Genomic DNA, 17,951 nt, shown 5'->3' with positions numbered 1-17,951 from the left:
GCGATGCGCAGGGACATGCCGCGCGAGCGGGTGCTGGAGCACCACCGGACCGGCACGGGCGTCGAGCGGATCGGCTACCCGATCGAGGTGCGCACGGCGGCGGTCGTGCGCCGCGAGCAGATCACGCCGCGGATGCTGCGGCTGACGTTCGGCGGCCCGGGCCTCGCCGGGGGCGTGCACTCCTACCAGGCCGACGACCACATCAAGATCGTGTTCCCGGACCCGGACGGCACGCTGCGCGTCCCCGTCCACAACCCGGAGACGCTCGACCTGGAGTGGCCGCGCCCGTCGCCGCCCAGCCGCCGGTACACGATCCGCCGGTACGACGCCGAGGCGTGCGAGCTGGATCTTGACTTCGTCCTGCACGAGGGCGGGCTCGCGTCCGAGTGGGCCGCGGCGGCGGCCGTCGGCGACGAGGCCGTGATCGCCGGGCCCGCGGGCGCGAAGGCGTTCCCGCACCACCACGACCACTACCTGTTCGCGATCGACGCGACGGCGCTGCCGGCGCTCGGCCGCTGGCTCGAGGAGTCCCCGGCGGACGTGTCGGCGACGGTGGTGGTCGAGACGTCCGACGAGGCCGAGCACGCGTACCCGCTCGCCGCGCGGGACGGCGTCCGGATCATCCGGCTCGTCCAGGACGGCGCGGAGTCGCGGCTCGCCGGGACGGTCATGGGCCTGGAGCCCGCGCCCGGCGAGTCGTTCCTGGTCGCGGCCGGCGAGGCCGACGCGATCAAGCCGCTGCGGGCGTGGAGCAAGGGCCGGATGGGGGCGTACGTCACCGGCTACTGGAAGCGCGGAGTGGCCGACCTTGGCGCGTGACGTGCCCCGCCGGGTCACGATCCTGCTCGCGGCCCTCCTGGCCCTGGCCGCGCTGGCGTTCGCCAGCCTGTGCGTCGGGGCCGGGCGGGCCGGGCCGGGCGCGGTGTGGGAGGCGCTCACCGCCTACGCCGGGACGGACGAGCACGTGATCGTGCGCGACATCCGGGTGCCGCGCACGGTCATCGCCGTCTTCGTGGGCGCCGCCCTCGGGGCGGCCGGGACGCTGATCCAGACGCTGACCCGCAACCCGCTCGCCGAACCCGGCATCCTCGGCGTGAACGCGGGCGCCGGGTTCGCGGTCACGGTCGGCGCGGCGGCCGGGATCGCGGCGGCGCCGGCCGTGCAGCTCGCCCTCGCGCTGGCGGGCGCGGGCGCCGCGATGCTCGTCGTCTACGGCGTCGGCCGGACGTTCCCGCTGCGGCTCGTCCTGGCGGGGGTCGCGCTGACCTTCGTGCTGTCGGGGGTGTCGATCGCGCTGCGGCTGGCGTACCCGGACGCCCTGGACCGGTTCCGGTTCTGGTCGGTCGGGGCGCTCGCCGGGCGCGAGCGGGCGCCGTTCGAGCTGCCGCTGCTGGCCATCGGGCTGGCGCTGGCCGGGGCGCTGCTCGCGGCGCGCCCGCTCGGCGGCCTGGCGCTGGGCGAGAGCGTCGCGCAGGCGCTCGGCGCGCGCGTCGCCCGGATCCGGTTCGCGGCGCTCGCGCTGTTCACGGTGCTCGCCGGGGCCGCGACGGCGGTCGCGGGGCCGATCGCGTTCGTCGGGCTGATGGTGCCGCACCTCGCGCGGCGCGCCGCCGGCGGGTCGGTGCCGTGGCTGATGGCGTACACGATGGTGCTCGGTCCCGTGCTGCTGATCGCGTCCGACATCGGGTCGCGGATCCTGCTGCCGACCGGCGAGGTGCCGGTGGCGATCGTCACCGCGTTCGTCGGCGCGCCCGTCCTGATCTGGGCGGTCCGCCGGTACGGGGCGGTGGCGGCGTGAAGGCGGCGGGAGCGAAGGCGGCGGGAGCGAAGGCGGCGGGAGCGAAGGCGGCGGGCGGGGGCGCGGTCGTCCTCCGCGCGGGTCCCGTCACGGCGCAGCTGGAGCGGCGGACGCTCGCGGTGACGCTGGTGCTCGCCGTCGCGGGGCTGCTCCTCGGGATCGTCGGGCTGTGCCGGGGCGACGAGTGGGACTCCCCCGCGACGGCCCTGTCGGCGCTCGCGGGGCACGGCGACTCCGTCCTCGTCGTGCGGGAGTGGCGGCTGCCGCGGGTCGCCGCGGCGCTGGTGTTCGGCGCGGCGCTCGGCGCCGCCGGGGCGGTCTTCCAGAACGTCACCCGCAACCCGCTCGGCAGCCCGGACGTCATCGGGCTGGACGCCGGCGCGTACACCGGCGTGCTCGTGGCGATCACGGTGTTCGGCGGGTCGGCGGCGGGCCTGGCGACCGGGTCGGTCGCGGGCGGCGTGCTCACCGCCGCGGCCGTCTACGCGCTGTCGCTGGGCTCGGGCGTCGGCGGGCTGCGGCTCGTCGTCGTCGGCATCGCCGCGAACGCGATGCTCACCGCCGTGAACGCGTGGATCATCCTGCGCGCCGACCTGGACGTGGCGATCGCCGCGACGGGCTGGCAGGCGGGCTCGCTGAACGGGCTCGACTGGGCGGAGCTGCGGTTCCCGTTCCTGCTCTGCGGGGCGTTCCTGGCGCTGCTCGCCGTCCTGTCCCGCGCGCTGCACCAGGCGACGCTGGGCGACGAGGTCGCGGCGTCGTCGGGCGTGCACCTGAACCGGCTGCGGCTCCTGGCCGTCCTGGCGGGGGTGGGCTGCACGGCCGCGGTGACGTCCGCGTCCGGACCGATCGTGTTCGTGGCGCTCGCCGCGCCGCAGATCGGGCGCCGCCTCGCGGGCGCGCCCGGCGTGCCGCTGCTGCCGGCCGCGCTGACCGGCGCGCTGCTGCTGTCGGCCGCCGACATCGCGGCGCAGACCGTCCTCGCGCCCGTCCAGCTGCCGGTCGGCGTGGTGACGACCGCGATCGGCGGCACCTACCTCATCTGGCTGCTCATCAAGGAGGTGCGACGACCGTGACGGGTCGCCTGACCGCCCGCGACGTCACCCTCGCCTACGGCGACCGCACGGTGTCGCGGGACCTGGCCCTCGACGTCCCCGACGGGCGGTTCACCGCGGTCATCGGGACGAACGCGTGCGGCAAGTCGACGCTGCTGCGGGCGTTCGCCCGGCAGCTGTCCCCCGCGTCCGGGCGGGTGGAGCTGGACGGCCGGGACGTCGCCGGGTACCGCCCGAAGCCGTTCGCGCGCGAGATCGGCTTCCTGCCGCAGGGGCTCGCCGCGCCGGAGGGCATGCTCGTCCGGCAGCTCGTCGCGCGCGGCCGCTACCCGCACCAGACGCTGCTGTCGGCGTGGTCGCGGGAGGACGAGCGCGCGGTGGCCGCGGCGATGGACGCCGCGGGCGTCGCCGGGCTGGCGGACCGCCCGGTGGAGAGCCTGTCGGGCGGGCAGCGGCAGCGGGCGTGGATCGCGATGGTGCTCGCGCAGGAGACGTCGTACCTGCTGCTGGACGAGCCGACGACCTTCCTCGACATCACGCACCAGTACCAGCTGCTCGCGCTGCTCGCCCGGCTCCGCGACGAGGGCCGCACGGTCGTCGCCGTCCTGCACGACATCAACCAGGCGTGCCGGTTCGCCGACCACCTCGTCGCCATGCGGGACGGCCGTGTCGTCGCGGCGGGCGCGCCCGGCGACATCGTCGACGCGGAGCTCGTCAAGGAGGTGTTCGACCTTTCCTGCATCGTCGTGCCGGACCCCCTGACCGCCACCCCGATGATCGTCCCGACCCCCTGACCCGCGGCTCCCGCCGCGGGCGGGTACAGGAGTGGCACCGGAAGGTCAGTTGCTCGTAATCTCATCGTCACCCTAAGTTATTCCCGCAGGTAGTGCCCTAGTTGGCGAGCGGGAGGCGGGGCGATGGGCGAATGGAGCCGACCCGAGGACGCGGTGGCGATCGTGGGTGCCGCGTGCCGGCTGCCCGGCGGCATCACCGACCTGGACGGCCTGTGGGAGGCGCTGCTGCGGGGCGCCGACCTGGTCGGCGAGGTCCCCCCGGACCGGTTCGACGTCCGCCGGTTCGTGGACGAGCGGGTCCCGCGGCCCGACCGGAGCTACACCCGCGCGGGCGGCTTCCTGGACGACGTGAGCGGGTTCGACGCGGCGTACTTCGGCATCGCGCCGAAGGAGGCGGCGACGATGGACCCGCAGCAGCGGCTGCTGCTGGAGATGGCCGCCGAGGCGCTGGACGACGCGGGCATCGCGCCGGGCGCGCTCGCCGGGACGGACGCCGGGGTGTTCGTCGGGCTGTCCGACCCCGCCTACGGGACGCTGCAGGCGCTCGAACCGGGCGCGATGGGGCCCTACTCGATGTCGGGGGCGGCGCTGTCGATCGCGTCGAACCGGCTGTCGTACGTATTCGACCTGCGGGGGCCGAGCATGAGCATCGACACGGCGTGCTCGTCGGCGCTGGTGGCGGTGGAGCGGGCGGTGCGGGCCCTCGCGGAGGGGTCGGGCCGGGTGATGCTGGCGGGCGGCGTGAACGCGCTGCTCGGGCCGGGGCCGTACGTGGGGTTCAGCCAGGCGTCGATGCTGTCGCCGACGGGGCGGTGCCGGGCGTTCTCGGCGCACGCCGACGGCTTCGTCCGCGCCGAGGGCGGCGGCGTCGTGCTGCTCAAGCGGCTCGCGGACGCGATCGGCGACGGCGACCGGATCCACGCGGTCATCGTCGGCGCGGCGAGCAACAACGACGGCCGCACGATGGGGCTGGCGCTGCCCAACCCGGCGGCGCAGGAGGACCTGCTGCGGCGGGTCTACTCCGGCCTGGACGCCGACGACCTGGTGTACGTGGAGGCGCACGGGACGGGCACGGCGGCCGGTGACCCGGCGGAGTGCGAGGCGCTGGGGCGGGCGCTCGGCCGGCGGCGGACGCGGGGGCCGCTGCCGATCGGGTCGGTGAAGACGAACGTGGGGCACCTGGAGCCCGCGTCGGGGATGCCGGGCCTGTTCAAGGCGCTTCTGGTGCTGCGGCACGGCACCATCCCGCCGTCGCTGCACGCGGACGAGCCGAACCCGGCCATCGACTTCGCGGGGCTCGGGCTGCGCGTGGCGACGCGGGCGATGCCGGCGGGCGACCGCGCGCGGCCCCTCGCCGGGGTCAACTCGTTCGGGTTCGGCGGCGCGAACGCCCACGTCGCGCTGGCGCCGCCGCCCGTCCCGGCGCCCGTCCCGCCGTCCGTCCCGGCGGAACCGGACGGGCGGGCGCTGCCGGTGGTGGTGTCGGCGCGCAGCCCGGAGGCGCTGGACGAGGCGGTGGCGCGGGCGAGCGGGCATCTGGAGTCCGTCCCGGAGAGCGGCTTCTACGACGCCGCCTACACCGCGGCCCGGCGGCGCGGCCTGCACCCGCATCGCGCGGTGGTGCTGGCCGGCTCGGCGAAGGCGGCGGCCCGGGGGCTCGGGGACGCGGTGCGGGCGGAGGCGGTCGAGCACGGGCGGGTGGCGCTGGTGTTCTCCGGCAACGGCTCGCAGTGGGCGGGCATGGGCGCCGACCTGCTGGAGGACGCGGTGTTCCGCGCGGCGGTCGAGGCCGTGGACGTGCGGCTCGCGCCCCGGCTGGGCCGGTCGGTCCTGGACGGGCTCGCGTCGGTGCGGGCCGAGGGGCTGCGGGCGGCGGAGACGGCGCAGCCGCTGCTGTTCGCGGTCCAGGCGGGCCTGGCGGCGATGCTGGACGCGGCGGGCGTGCGGCCCGTCGCGGTGCTGGGGCACAGCGTCGGCGAGGTCGCCGCCGCGTACGTGTCGGGCGCGCTGTCGCTCGAGCAGGCGGCGCAGGTGGTCGCCGAGCGGAGCCTGGCGCAGGCGCCGACGCGGGGGCGGGGCCGGATGGCCGCGCTGGGGCTGCCGGAGGACGAGGCGCGCCGGATGCTCGCCGACCATCCGGGGCTGGAGATCGCGGCGGTCAACAGCGACCGGGACGTCACCGCGGCCGGGCCGGCGGACGCGCTGAAGGCGCTGGGCGCGCGGCTCGCGGCGGACGGGGTGTTCTTCCGCGAGCTGGACCTCGACTACGCGTTCCACAGCGCCGCGATGGACCCGGTCCGCGACCGGCTGTGCGAGACGCTGGCGGGGCTGCGGCCGGGCCGGGCGCGGGTGCCGATGGTGTCCGCGGTGACGGGCGGCCCGGTGGAGGGCCCCGAGCTGGACGCCGGGTACTGGTGGCGGAACGTGCGGGAGCCGGTGCGGTTCGCCGACGCCGCGGCGCGGGTGCTCGCGGACGGCGCGGACGTGCTGCTGGAGGTGGGCCCCCACCCGGTGCTGCGGTCGTACCTGCGGCGCGTGTCGGGCGCCGCGCGGGGGCGGACCGCGGTCGTCGGCACGCTGCGGCGGGGCGAACCGGGCCCGGCGCGGGTGCGGGACGCCGTCGCGGAGCTGGTCGCGGTCGGCGCGGACCTCGACTGGGGCGTCCACTTCCCGCGCCGCGGCGCGGTCGCGGACCTCCCGGCGTACCCGTGGCGCCGGGAGCGGTTCTGGGTGGGCGGCCCCGACACGTGGACGCAGCGGGGCGGCGCCAAGGCGACGGAGCATCCGCTGCTCGGGACGCGGCTCCCGGCGCCGGAGCCGGCGTGGTTCGGGGAGATGGACCCGGCGCGGGCGCCGTGGCTGCTCGACCACCGGGCGGCGGGCGCGGCGGTGATGCCCGCGACGGGCTACGTGGAGATGGCCGTCGCGGCGGCGCGGCTGGCGGTGCCGGGCGCGGCGGAGGCGGTGGAGGTCGACCGGGTCGAGATCAGCCGGGCGATGGTGATCCCGTCGGGCGCGGAGGCGGAGCCGGTGTGGGCGCAGACGTCGCTGTCCACCGAGACCGGCGTGCTCACCGTCGCGGGTTCGGACCGGTCGGGCGGGCAGCCGCGCGAGCACGTCCGGGCGCGGGTGCGCCCGCTGCTGCGCCCCGCCCCGGCGCCCCTGGACGCCGACGCGCTGCGGGCCCGCGCCGCCGAGCCGGTGGACGTCGCCGGGTACTACGCGGCGGCCGCCGAGGGGCACATGGTGTGGGGCCCGGAGTTCCGGGTGCTCACGGAGCTGCGGCGCGGCGACGGGGAGATCTTCGCCGCGTACCGGTGCCCGGCCCAGGCGGAGGGGGACTACCGGGCGCACCCGGTGGTCCTGGACAGCGCGCTGCAGGCGGGCGTCCTGTGGCTGGTGGACGAGCTGCGCGCGGGCACCGGGTACATGCCGGCGGCGATCGGCGCGGTGCGGGTGTGGGAGGCGCCGTCCGTGAACGGCCTGCTGCACGTCCGGGAACGGCCCCGCACCGAGGACGAGGTCTGCTGGGACATCGCGATCACCGACCTGGCCGGGCGGGTCGCGGTGGAGATCGAGGGGTGCCGGCTGCGCCGGATGCCCGCGCGGAGCCGGACGCCGCTCGCGCGGTACGCGACGGTGCTGCGGGCCGCGCCCCGGCCCGGGCCGGCCGCGGCGGCGCCGGCCGTCCCGGCCCGGGAGGTGCTGGCGGACGCGGAGGCGGCGATCGCGGCGCTGCGTCCGGCGTGGGACGAGCAGGGCCACGCGGCGCACGCGGACCGGCTGGAGGAGGTGTTCGCGCACACGCTCGCCCGCGCGCTCGCCGACGCGTTCGGGGAGCCGGCCGGCGGGCGGCCGCTGGACGACGTGCTGCGCGAGTGCGCGGTGCCGCACCTGCGCCGGATGGTGCGGGCGGCGGTGCCGCTGCTGGAGCGGCACGGTGTCCTGGAGGAGGACCGGATCCGGCCCGCGTGGTCCGCGCGCGACGTCGAACGCGCGCACCGCGACCTCCTCGAACGGAGTTCGTCGTTCGCGGCGCTGAGCGTCCTCGCGGTGTGCCGGTGGCGGGAGCTGCCCCGGCTGCTGCGGGGCGAGCGGCCGGCGGAGCCGGTGGAGTCCGGCGGCGGCGCCGAGCTGCTGCGGCAGGTCCGCGACGCGGGGCCGCTCGCGCTCCTGGCGGGGCGGGCCGTCGCGGCGGTCGCCGAGCGGATCGTGCGGCGGTGGCCCGCGGACCGGCCGCTGCGGGTGCTGGAGGTCGGCGCCGGGACGGGCGGCGCGACGGCGTCCGTCCTGCCGGTCCTGCCGCCCGACCGCACCCGGTACACGGTCACCGACCCGGACGGGACGTCCGTCGCGCAACTGGCGAAGCGCTTCGGCGACGACGGCCGCGTCGAGCACCGCGTCCTCGACCTCGACCGGGACCCGGCCGAGCAGGGCTTCGCGGCGGGCGCGTTCGACGTGGTCGTCGCGGCCGGCGGGCTCTACCGGGCGCGGGACGCCGCGGTCGCGCTGGACCGCCTGGCGGCGCTCCTGGTGCCCGGCGGGACGCTGCTGGCCGCCGAGCCGCACCGGCTCGGCCCGCTCCTCGCCGTGGACGGGCAGGCGGCGGACTTCTGGGACGTGACCGACCGCGGGCTGCGGCCGGACTCGCCGCTGCTCGCGCCGGAGCGGTGGGACGCGCTGCTCGCGGAGGCCGGTTTCGCCGAGGTCGCCCGGACCGACGACGGGGACCCGGCCGGCGGCGCGTGGGCGGACGGCGACCTGACGGTCGCGGTCGCGACCGCGGCCGGCGCCCCCGCCGCGGAACGCCCGGGTCCCGAGGAGCCGCCCGCGCCGGACGCCTCCGCGTGCTGGGTCGTCGCGGCCGAGGACGGGCCGTCCGGGCTGCCCCGCGCCCTGCGGGACGTCCTGGAGGCGCGGGGCGGCGCCGCGGGCGCGTGCCCGGCGAGCGGCGACCCGGAGCGGTGGCTCGCCGACGTCCCCGCCGACGCGCGCGCCGTCGGGTTCGTGCTCGTGCTGGGCGACGGCCCGGGCGGGCCCGCCGAGCGGGTCGCCCGGCGGCTCGCGGCGCTGCGGGCGGCGGCGCGGGCCGCCGACCGGCTGCCGGACGGCGCGGACGCCGCGCTGTGGGTGGTGGCGCGCCCCTGCGGGGCGCTGCCCGAACCCGCCCTCGACGGCGTCGCGACGCACCCGGAGGACGCGGCGGTGTGGGGCGCGGCGCGGACGCTGGGCAACGAGCAGCCCGGCCTGACGGTGCGGCGGGTGTGCCTGTACCCCGGCGGCGACGACGGCGCCGACGCCGGGCGGCTGGCCGCCGAGCTCCTGGCCCCGGACGACGAGGACGAGCTCGTCCTCGCGCCCCGGGGGCGGTTCGTCCCCCGGCTGGTGGAGGCGGAGCCGGCGGCCGCCGCGCGGCCCGCCGCCCGCGAACTGGCCGTCGACGATCCGGGGCTGTCCTTCGCCCTGGCCTGGCGGGAGGCGCCGGTGCGGGAGCCGGGCCCGGGCGAGGTGCGCATCGCGGCGCGGGCGATCGGCCTGAACTACCGGGACGTGATGCGGGCGGTGAACCTGCTGCCGGTCGAGGCGATCGAGAACGTCTTCGGCGGGCACGAGCTGGGTCTGGAGTGCGCGGGGATCGTCACGGCGGTCGGCGCGGGGGTGACCGCGGTGCGGCCGGGCGACCGGGTGACGGCGGTCGGGAACACCGGGTTCGGCGACCAGGTCGTGGTCGCCGACTGGATGGCGGCGCCCGTCCCGGACGGGATGACGTTCGCGGAGGCCGCCACGCTGCCGATCGCCTTCGCGACGGCCCTGTACTCCCTGGAGGTGTGCGCGCGGCTCCGGGAGGGCGAGACCGTCCTGGTCCACGGCGGGGCGGGCGGCGTCGGGCTCGCGGCGCTGCAGGTCGCCCGCGCCTTCGGGGCCCGGGTCGTCGCCACGGCGGGCACCCCGGTCAAGCGCGAGCTGCTGCGGGCGCTGGGCGCCGACCACGTGCTGGACTCGCGCAGCCTGCACTTCGCGGAGCGGGTGCGGGAGCTGACCGGCGGCCGCGGCGTGGACGTCGTGCTCAACTCGCTCGCGGGCGAGGCCGTCACCCGGAGCCTGGAGACGCTCGCGCACGGCGGCCGGTTCATCGAGCTGGGCAAGCGCGACATCTACGAGAACCGGCCGCTGCTGCTGCGGCCGTTCGGGGAGAACCTCGCCTTCCACGGCGTCGACATCGGCACGCTGCTGTGGAAGGCGCCCGAGGACGCGGCCCGGCACCTCGCCGCGCTCGCCGCCCTCGCCCGCTCCGGGGAGGTGCGGCCGCTGCCGCACACGCTGTTCCCGGCCGCGCGCGTCCAGGACGCCTTCACGCTGATGCGGCACTCGCGGCACGTCGGGAAGATCGTCGTGTCCCTCGACCCGCGCGACGAGCCGGTGCGGGTCCGGTCGCGCCGGACCCCGCCGCGGTTCGACCCGGAGGCGACGTACCTGGTCACCGGCGGGCTCGGCGGGTTCGGCGCGGAGACCTCCCGGTGGCTGGTGCGGCACGGCGCCCGGCACCTGGCCCTGGTCGGCCGGCGCGGCGCCGCCGCGCCGGGCGCCGCCGCGCTGCTCGGCGAGCTGGACGGGCTGGGCGCGCGGGCCCGCGCGCACGCCGCCGACGCGGCCGACGCCGGCGCGATGCGGCGCGTCTTCCGGGAGGCCGACGCCGCCGGGCGCCCGGTGCGCGGCGTCGTCCACGCCGCGATGCACCTGGACGACGCCCCGCTGACCGACCTGGACGACGAGCGGATCCGCGCCGTCCTGCACCCCAAGATCGCCGGGGCGGCGGTGCTGGACGGGCTGACCCGCGACCGGGACCTCGACCTGTTCGTCCTGTGCTCGTCGCTCACCACGATCGGGAACGTCGGGCAGGCGCCGTACGTCGCGGCGAACCTGTACCTGGAGGCGCTGGCCCGGCGGCGGCGCCGGGACGGGCTCCCGGCCCTCGCGGTGGGGCTCGGCGCGCTCGCGGGCACCGGCGTCCTCGCGACCGGCGACCGGGAGCGGGTCCTGGCCCGGGCCGGCATCGACTCGATCACCCCCGCCGAGGCGCTCGCCGCCGTCGGGGACATGCTCGCCGAGGGCGTCGACGTCGGCATGGTCGGGCGGTGCGACTGGGCGCGGCTCGGCCGGGTCCTGCCCGCGCTGCGCCGGCCGTGGCTGTCGCGGCTCGTGCCCGCCGGGCTGGAGGAGGACGACGCGAGCGCGACCGAGCTCGCCCGGCTGGTGGCGGGCGCGGGCGCGGACGAGGCGCACGCCCTCGTCGCCGAACGGCTCGTGCAGGTGCTGGCGGCGGTGCTGCTCACCCCGGCGGAGCGGATCGCGCACGACCGGCGGCTGGACGACTACGGCCTGGACTCCCTCATGGCGACCGAGCTGCTGTCCGCGCTGCGCGGCCGGTTCGGCGTCGAGATCCCGCCGATGGAGCTGCTGCGCAGCGGCGGGACGGTGAACGACATCGCGCGGCTCATCGTGCTGCGGCTCGGCGCCGCCGCCCCGGCCGCGCGCGCCGCGGAACCGGCGCCGCCCCCGCAGCGCCCCCAGGCCGTCCCCGCCCCGCGCCGGGGCGAGGGGTCCCCGTCACCTTCGCGCTGACCGCACGCGAAGCCGTTCCGCACCCGAGGAGGAAAGGTGGCCACGTCCGCCGTACCGATCCCGATGCTCGATCTCGTCCGCGGCGTCCTCGCCGACACGCTGACGCTCGACCCGGAGGAGGTCGCGCCCGACGCAAGCTGGGCCGACCTGCCCGGAATGGAGTCCCGCACCCTCTACGCCGCCGTGTACACGATCGAGGAGCGGCTGAACGTCGAACTACCGCTCGACCGGCTGATCATCACCAGGACGGTGCTGGAGCTGGCCGATCTGGTCCACCGCACCGTGCAAGGAGAGATGTCGCGATGAACGCCCCGCGCAGCCGGCTGGCCGCCGTGTCCGCGTACCTGCCGGAGACGACGATGACCACCGGGGAACTCGAGGACCGGGTCGCGGCGCGCAGCCCGGGGGCGGACTTCCCCCGGGGGCTCGTCGAGCGCGGCAGCGGCGTCCGGCGGCGGCACCTGGCCGCGCCCGGCGAGCTGCCGTCCGACCTGGCGGTCAGAGCGTCCCGGGAGGCGCTGGAGGATGCGGGGGCGCGCCCCCTCGACCTCGACCTCGTCATCTACGCGGGGGTGCTCGGCGACACCGTCGAGCCCGCCACCGCGCACGTCGTCGCCGCCAAGCTCGGCGCCGCCTGCCCGGTGTTCGACGTCCGCAACGCCTGCAACGGCTTCGTCAACGCGATCGAGATCGCCGACGCGTTCATCGCCCGGGGCACGCACCGCCGGATCCTCATCGCCTGCGGGGAGCTGCTCAGCTCCGGGACGCCCTGGACGGTCGCGAGCACCGAGGAGTTCTTCGCCGCGGCGGTGCACTACACGTTCTCCGACGCCGGGGCCGCGATGGTGCTGGAGGCCGGCGCGGAGCCGGGCGTCCTCGGCACCCGGTTCTCCGCCGAGTCCGCCGCCTGGCGGCTGGCCGCCGTCCCGGTCACGAACCTGACGTCGGACCCGGACGCCCCCGCGGCGGCCATCGGCCGGTTCGACTACGACTTCCTCGCGTTCGCGGACGCGTTCAACCGGCTCGACCTGGAGGCCCTGCACAAGCCGCTCGCCGAGGCGGGGCTCCGCTGGCGCGACTTCGCCGTCGTCTGCGTCCACCAGGCCGCGCTGCCCTACCTGTGGGCGTTCTGCGACCGCGCCGGGATCCCGCCGGACAAGACCGTGGTCACGATCGCCGACCACGGCAACGTCGCGTCCGCCACCCTGCCGCTGCAGCTCGCGCGGGCCGTGCGGGACGGCCGGGTCCGGCGCGGCGACCTCGTCGCGATGGTCGGGCTGGCGAGCGGCATCAGCGCCGGCATCGTCATCGCGCGGTGGTGACCCGGAGATGATCACAGAAGGGGCCCGGCTCGCGGTCATGTTCGACGCGCAGGTCCGCGCGCGGCCCGACACGGTCGCGTGCGTGACGGGCGGCCGCTCGCCCCGCAGCGTGACGTTCGCGGAGCTGGCCGTCCTCATCGACCGGACGGCGGCGGGCCTGCGCAGCGCCGGGGTGGAGGCCGGGACCCGCACGTCGGTGATGGTGCCGCCGGGCATCGAGCTGCTCGCGACCGTGCACGCGCTGCTGCGGATGGGCGCCGTCCCCGTGCTGATCGACCCGGCGCTCCCGCAGGCGGCGCTGCGGGCCTGCATGGCGGAGGCGGCGCCGGAGGTGTTCATCGGCGTCCCGGTCGCGCAGGCCGCCCGGGTCGCGCTCGGGTGGGCGCGCAGCTGCGTCCGCACCTCGATCACGGTCGGGCCGCGGCGGATGTGGCTCGGCCGCACCGTGCACCGGCTGCGCGCGGACGCGCCGCCCGCCCTGGAGACCGGGCCCGAACCCGAACCCGAGGACCTCGCGCTGATCGCGTACACGTCGGGGTCGACCGGGGTGCCGAAGGGCGTCCCGCTGCGGCACCGGCACCTGCTGGCGCAGGTGCGGATGCTCGACGCGACCCGGCCGCTCGAACCCGGCACGCGGGTGCTGTCGACGTTCCCGCCGTTCGCGCTCGGCGCGACCCTCCTGGGCGCCTGCGCGGTGTTCCCCGCCGTGGACGCGCGGCGCCCCGCGTCGGCCCGCCCGGACACCCTCGTCGGCGACATCCGCCGGTTCGGGGTGAGCGCGCTGTTCGCGCCGCCCGCGCTGCTGGACCGGATCGCCCGCTACAGCCTGACCGGCGGGCACTCGCTGGCGCCGGTCCGCACGGTCCTCACCGCGGGCGCGCCGCTGCCGCACGCGGTGCTCCGGCGGGCGCGCGCCTGCCTCCCGGCGCACGCGGAGCTGTTCTCCGCGTACGGGGCGACCGAGTGCATGCCGGTCAGCGTAATCGACGGCCGGGAGCTCGCGGCGACCGGCGACGCGACCGCGGACGGCGCCGGGACCTGCCTCGGCCGGCCGCTGCCGGGCCAGCTCGTCCGCGTCATCGCGGTGACCGACGAGCCGATCCGCAAGTGGAGCGACGAGCTGCTCGTCCCGGACGGGGCGATCGGCGAGATCACCGTCGCCGGGCCGACCGTCGCGGACCCGTACCTGGAGCGGCCGGGCGCCACCGCCCGCGCCCGCATCGCCGACGGGGACCGGACCGTGCACCGCATGGGCGACCTCGGCCGCGTCGACGCGGAGGGCCGGCTGTGGTTCGCGGGCCGCAAGGACGAGCGCGTCCGGACGGCGGACGGCGGCGAACTGTACACCGACCACGTCGAGCCGGTCTTCGACACGGTGCCGGGGGTGCGCCGCTCCGCCCTCGTCGGCCTCGGCTCGCCGCCCCGGCAGCGCCCCGTCCTGGTGGTGGAGCCCGAACCGGGCACCGGGCGGGCGCAGCGGGCGCGGCTGCGGGCCGAGCTGCTCGCGGTCGCGGCGCGGCGGCCGGGGACGGCCGCGATCCGCGACGTCCTGTTCAACTACGGGTTCCCGGTGGACGTGCGGCACAACAGCAAGATCCGCCGGAACGAGCTGGCGCTGTGGGCGGCGCGCGAGACCGCCCGCGAGGAGGCCCGCGACCCGGCGCGCCGGCGGGCCGGGGAGGCGCGGTGAAGGTCCTGGTGACGGGCGGCGGCGGGTTCCTCGGCGCGGCCGTGTGCCGGCGCCTCGCCGAGCGCGGCGACACGGTGCACGCGCTGCAGCGGCACCGGTCCGCCGCGCTGGACGAGCTCGGCGTCGTCCAGCACCTCGCCGACGTCCGCGACCGTGGCGCGGTGCTCGCCGCGGCGGAACTGTGCGACGCCGTCGTGCACTGCGCCGCGAAGGCGGGCGTCGGCGGCCGCGCCCGCGACTACGAGCACGTCAACGTGGACGGCACGCGGCACGTGCTGGAGGCGTGCGCGCGTGCCGGGGCCCGGCTCGTCCACACGTCGTCGCCGAGCGTCGTGCACGCCGGCCGCGACCTGGCGGGCGTGGACGAGTCCGTCCCGTACGCGCGGCGCTTCCTGGCCGCGTACCCGCGCACGAAGGCCGCGGCCGAGGGCCTGGTGCTGGGCGCGGCGGGGCGGCTCGTCCCGGCCGTGGCGCTGCGGCCCCACCTGATCTGGGGGCCGGGCGACCCGCACTTCCTGCCCCGGCTCGCCGCGCGGCGGCACCGGCTCTGGCTCCTCGGCAGGACCGACAAACCGGTCGACACCGTCTACATCGACAACGCCGCCGAGGCGCACGTCCGCGCGCTCGACCTGCTGGAGCCGGGGTCGCCGCTGGTCGGCCGCGCCTACTTCATCAGCCAGGGCGAGCCGCGGGGCATGGGGGCGTGGCTGAACTCGCTGCTGGCGGCGGCGGGGCTGCCGCCGGTGACGCGGCGGCTCCCGTTCGTCCGGCCCGCCTACGCCGCGGGGGCGCTGGTGGAGGCCGCGTACCGGCTGCCCGGCGTGCGGGGCGAGCCGCCGCTGACGCGCTTCCTGGTGAACCAGGCGTCCACCGCGCACTGGTTCGACCTCTCGGCCGCGCGCCGCGACCTCGGCTACCGCCCGTCCGTGGACACCGCGACGGGCCTCGCGCGGCTGGCCGCGCACCTGGAGCGGCGGCCGCTGCGGGCGGCCCGGTGAACCGGTTCCCGGAGTACCCGTTCGCGTCCCACCGGCTCGACCTCGGCGGCGTCCGGCTCCACTACGTGGACGAGGGCTCGGGGCCGCCGGTCCTGTTCGTCCACGGCAACCCGTCGTGGAGCTACCTGTGGCGGTGGCCGATCCTGACGCTCCGCGACCGGTTCCGCTGCGTCGCGCCCGACCACGTCGGGATGGGGCTGTCCGACAAGCCCGGCGAGGACCGGTACGCCTACACGCTGGCCTCCCGGGTCGACGACCTCGACGCCCTGGTCGAGTACCTGATCGCCGAGCGGGGCGCCCCGGAACGCGGCTGGACGCTGGCGATGCACGACTGGGGCGGCCCGATCGGCGCGGCGTGGGCCGCCCGGCGCCCCGAGCGCGTGGAGCGCCTCGTCGTCCTCAACACGGCCGCCTTCCCGAACCCGCACGGCGAACGGGTCCGCGTGCCGCTGCGCGTCCCGTTCCGGGTGCTGCGCGACACCCGGCTCGGCGAGCGGATGTTCCTGCGGCACAACCTGTTCGCGCGGCTCGCGACCCTGCCGCCGCTGGGGGTGCGGCGCCCGATGCCGAAAGCCGTCCGGGCCGCGTTCCTCGCGCCGACGGCCGACCCCGCGAACCGCCGCGCGATCCAGCGGTTCGTCCAGGACGTCCCGCTGCGGCCGGGCGACCCGGCGTGGCCGCTGCTGCACGGCGCGGGCGAGGCGCTCGCCGCGTTCGCGCACCTGCCCGTCCTCATCGGGTGGGGGCTGCGGGACGTCGTCCTCGACCGGGCGATGCTGGACGAGTGGCGGCGGCGCTTCCCCGCCGCGCGGACGCACGCCTACGAGGACGCGGGGCACTACGTCCTCGAGGACACCGGCTACCGGTTCCTGGTCGAGCTCCGCGACTTCATGTGCCGCTGACCCGGTCCAGCAGGGCGCCGACGTCCGGGGCGAGGTCGGCGTGCAGGACCGTGAGGCGCCCGCCGAGCCACTCCCGGCGCGTCCGGGCGCGCTGCACCTTCCCGCTGGTGGTGCGCGGGACGCCGTTGCGGCGCACGAGCACCACGCTCACCGGGACGCCCGCCGCGCCGCTCGCCGCGCGCCGGATCCGCCGCGCCGCCTCCGCGAGCGGCTCCCCGTTCCGCGCCCGGACCTCCTGGACGAGGACGAGGTGCTCGCGGCCGTCCCGCACGGCGAACGCGGCGCCCGCGCCCGCCGCCGGATGCGCGCGCCGCCCCGCCTCCTCCAGGTCGTAGGGGTGGACGTTGCGGCCGTTGACGATGACGATCTCCTTCAGGCGTCCGGTCACGTACAGGTCGCCGTCCAGGACGAAGCCGAGGTCGCCGGTGCGCAGGAACGGGCCGCGGCCGTCGCGCAGGCGGGCGCGGAAGGTGCGCCCGGTCGCCCGCTCGTCGCCGCGGTAGCCGAGGGCCACCCCCGCCCCCGCCGCCCAGATCTCCCCGACCCGGCCCTCCCCCAGTTCGGCGCGCGTCTCCGGGTCGACGATCCGCACCTCCGCGCCGGACGGACGGCCCGCGGCGACGAGCTCGGTGCAGGGGTCGGCGCACGGGTCGGCGCCGTCCGCGCGCACGGCCCGGCGGGCCTGCAGGGCCGCCGTGCCGAAGCGGCCGGCGACCGGGCCGCCCGCCGCCGTCATGCTCACCATCAGCGTCGCCTCCGCCAGGCCGTACGCGGGCGTCCAGCACCGGCGGTCCCAGCCGATGGCGGCGAACCGCCCGGCGACCGCGTCGAGGGTCGCGGGCCGGACCGGTTCCGCGCCGACCACCGCGCGCCGCAGGCACGAGACGTCCAGGCCCCGCGCGTCCTCGGGGCGGCAGCGGCGGGCCAGCCACTCGTACCCGGAGTCGGGCGCGACCGTCCACCCGGCCCGGTACCGGTCGATCATCTCCAGCCAGAGCGCCGGGCGCGCGAGGAAGGCCGTCGGGGAGGCCGCGACCAGGTCGCGGCCCGCGACGAGGGCGTGCAGGTACATGCCGACCAGGCCCATGTCGTGGAAATGGGGCAGCCACCCGGCCGCCGCGCGGCCCGCCGCCGCGCCGAGGCCCGCGGTGATGGCGGCGCAGTTGGCGAGGACGTTGCCGTGGGTGACCATCACGCCGCGCGGGCGGCTGGTCGATCCGGACGTGTACTGCAGGTACGCCACGTCGTTCTCCCCGGCGCCGCCGCGTCCCGGCGGAACGGCGCCGGCCGCGGCATCGCCCGGCGGGGCGTCGGTCGGCGGGGCGTCGGTCGCCGCGCAGCGCACGCGGCCGCGCAGGCCGGTCCGCGCCAGCCACTCGTCCAGCATCGCGAGGTTCGCCGCGTCGGTCAGGACGAGCCGGGCGCCGGTGTCGGCGAGGACGCCCTCGGCGCGGGCGAACGCGCGCGGATCGAGCGCGGGGAGCGGCGCCGGCACGGCGACCGCCCCGGCGTACAGGCAGCCGAAGAAGGCGACGAGGAACTCGGGCCCGGTCGGATGCAGCAGGACGACGGGTTCTCCGCGCGCGCCGCGCCCGGCCAGCCGCGCGCCCAGCGCCCGCGCCCGCCCGTCCAGTTCGGCGTAGGTCAGACGGCGGGTCTCGACCAGTTTCCCGCCCCGGGAAGCGACGAACGCGAACCACCGCTCGTCCCCGTACCGCTCGCTCCGCTCACGCAGGCACCGCACGAGATCCATCCGCTCCCCTTCGGTC

General features: G+C 77.8%; 11 protein-coding genes. 10 read left to right on the top strand and 1 reads right to left on the bottom strand.

What is annotated here, in order from left to right; all coding sequences use genetic code 11:
* Nucleotides 1–3 precede the first annotated feature (3 nt).
* The 10 genes from H505_RS0128820 to H505_RS0128775 all read left to right on the top strand — a co-directional run bounded on the left by H505_RS0128820 (nt 4) and on the right by H505_RS0128775 (nt 16,182).
* A complete protein-coding gene (locus H505_RS0128820) occupies nt 4–819 on the top strand; it encodes a siderophore-interacting protein (RefSeq protein ID WP_026404748.1) in 816 nt (271 codons plus the stop codon).
* Complete coding sequence (locus H505_RS0128815; RefSeq protein WP_051301282.1) at nt 809–1,798, top strand: FecCD family ABC transporter permease; 990 nt, start codon at nt 809–811, stop codon at nt 1,796–1,798. Before H505_RS0128820 ends, H505_RS0128815 begins: the two co-directional genes overlap by 11 nt.
* Complete coding sequence (locus tag H505_RS0128810) at nt 1,795–2,874, top strand: FecCD family ABC transporter permease (RefSeq protein WP_084550939.1); 1,080 nt, start codon at nt 1,795–1,797, stop codon at nt 2,872–2,874. The genes H505_RS0128815 and H505_RS0128810 overlap by 4 nt, the downstream gene beginning before the upstream one ends.
* Nucleotides 2,871–3,647 (top strand): ABC transporter ATP-binding protein, encoded by a 777-nt coding sequence (locus H505_RS0128805; RefSeq protein WP_026404745.1) that lies wholly within the window; start codon nt 2,871–2,873, stop codon nt 3,645–3,647. Before H505_RS0128810 ends, H505_RS0128805 begins: the two co-directional genes overlap by 4 nt.
* 123 nt (nt 3,648–3,770) lie before the next feature.
* Nucleotides 3,771–11,270: a type I polyketide synthase gene (locus H505_RS44960; RefSeq protein ID WP_084550937.1), complete on the top strand. Its 7,500-nt coding sequence runs from the start codon at nt 3,771–3,773 to the stop codon at nt 11,268–11,270.
* Between the two features lie 36 nt (nt 11,271–11,306).
* Nucleotides 11,307–11,576 (top strand): acyl carrier protein, encoded by a 270-nt coding sequence (locus H505_RS0128795; protein ID WP_026404744.1) that lies wholly within the window; start codon nt 11,307–11,309, stop codon nt 11,574–11,576.
* Nucleotides 11,573–12,592 carry a 3-oxoacyl-ACP synthase III family protein gene (locus tag H505_RS0128790; RefSeq protein ID WP_026404743.1) on the top strand — a complete coding sequence of 340 codons (1,020 nt, stop codon included), beginning with the start codon at nt 11,573–11,575 and terminating at the stop codon, nt 12,590–12,592. The genes H505_RS0128795 and H505_RS0128790 overlap by 4 nt, the downstream gene beginning before the upstream one ends.
* Nucleotides 12,593–12,599: 7 nt before the next feature.
* Entirely contained in the window at nt 12,600–14,282 is a 1,683-nt protein-coding gene (locus tag H505_RS44955; RefSeq protein WP_084550935.1) for a fatty acid CoA ligase family protein, read from the top strand.
* Entirely contained in the window at nt 14,279–15,280 is a 1,002-nt protein-coding gene (locus H505_RS0128780) for an NAD-dependent epimerase/dehydratase family protein (protein WP_026404742.1), read from the top strand. The genes H505_RS44955 and H505_RS0128780 overlap by 4 nt, the downstream gene beginning before the upstream one ends.
* Complete coding sequence (locus tag H505_RS0128775; RefSeq protein ID WP_026404741.1) at nt 15,277–16,182, top strand: alpha/beta fold hydrolase; 906 nt, start codon at nt 15,277–15,279, stop codon at nt 16,180–16,182. Before H505_RS0128780 ends, H505_RS0128775 begins: the two co-directional genes overlap by 4 nt.
* On the opposite strand, the gene H505_RS0128770 is transcribed toward H505_RS0128775, so the two are convergent.
* Nucleotides 16,169–17,935: a fatty acyl-AMP ligase gene (locus tag H505_RS0128770; RefSeq protein ID WP_034520359.1), complete on the bottom strand. Its 1,767-nt coding sequence runs from the start codon at nt 17,933–17,935 to the stop codon at nt 16,169–16,171. The two genes, H505_RS0128775 and H505_RS0128770, sit on opposite strands and share 14 nt — an antisense overlap.
* Nucleotides 17,936–17,951: the final 16 nt, after the last annotated feature.

The sequence above is a fragment of the Actinomadura rifamycini DSM 43936 genome, from assembly GCF_000425065.1.
In the GTDB taxonomy this organism is placed as follows: domain Bacteria; phylum Actinomycetota; class Actinomycetes; order Streptosporangiales; family Streptosporangiaceae; genus Spirillospora; species Spirillospora rifamycini.
The sequence above is the reverse complement of the archived record's forward strand: the minus strand, read 5'-3'. Positions and strand labels throughout refer to the sequence as shown.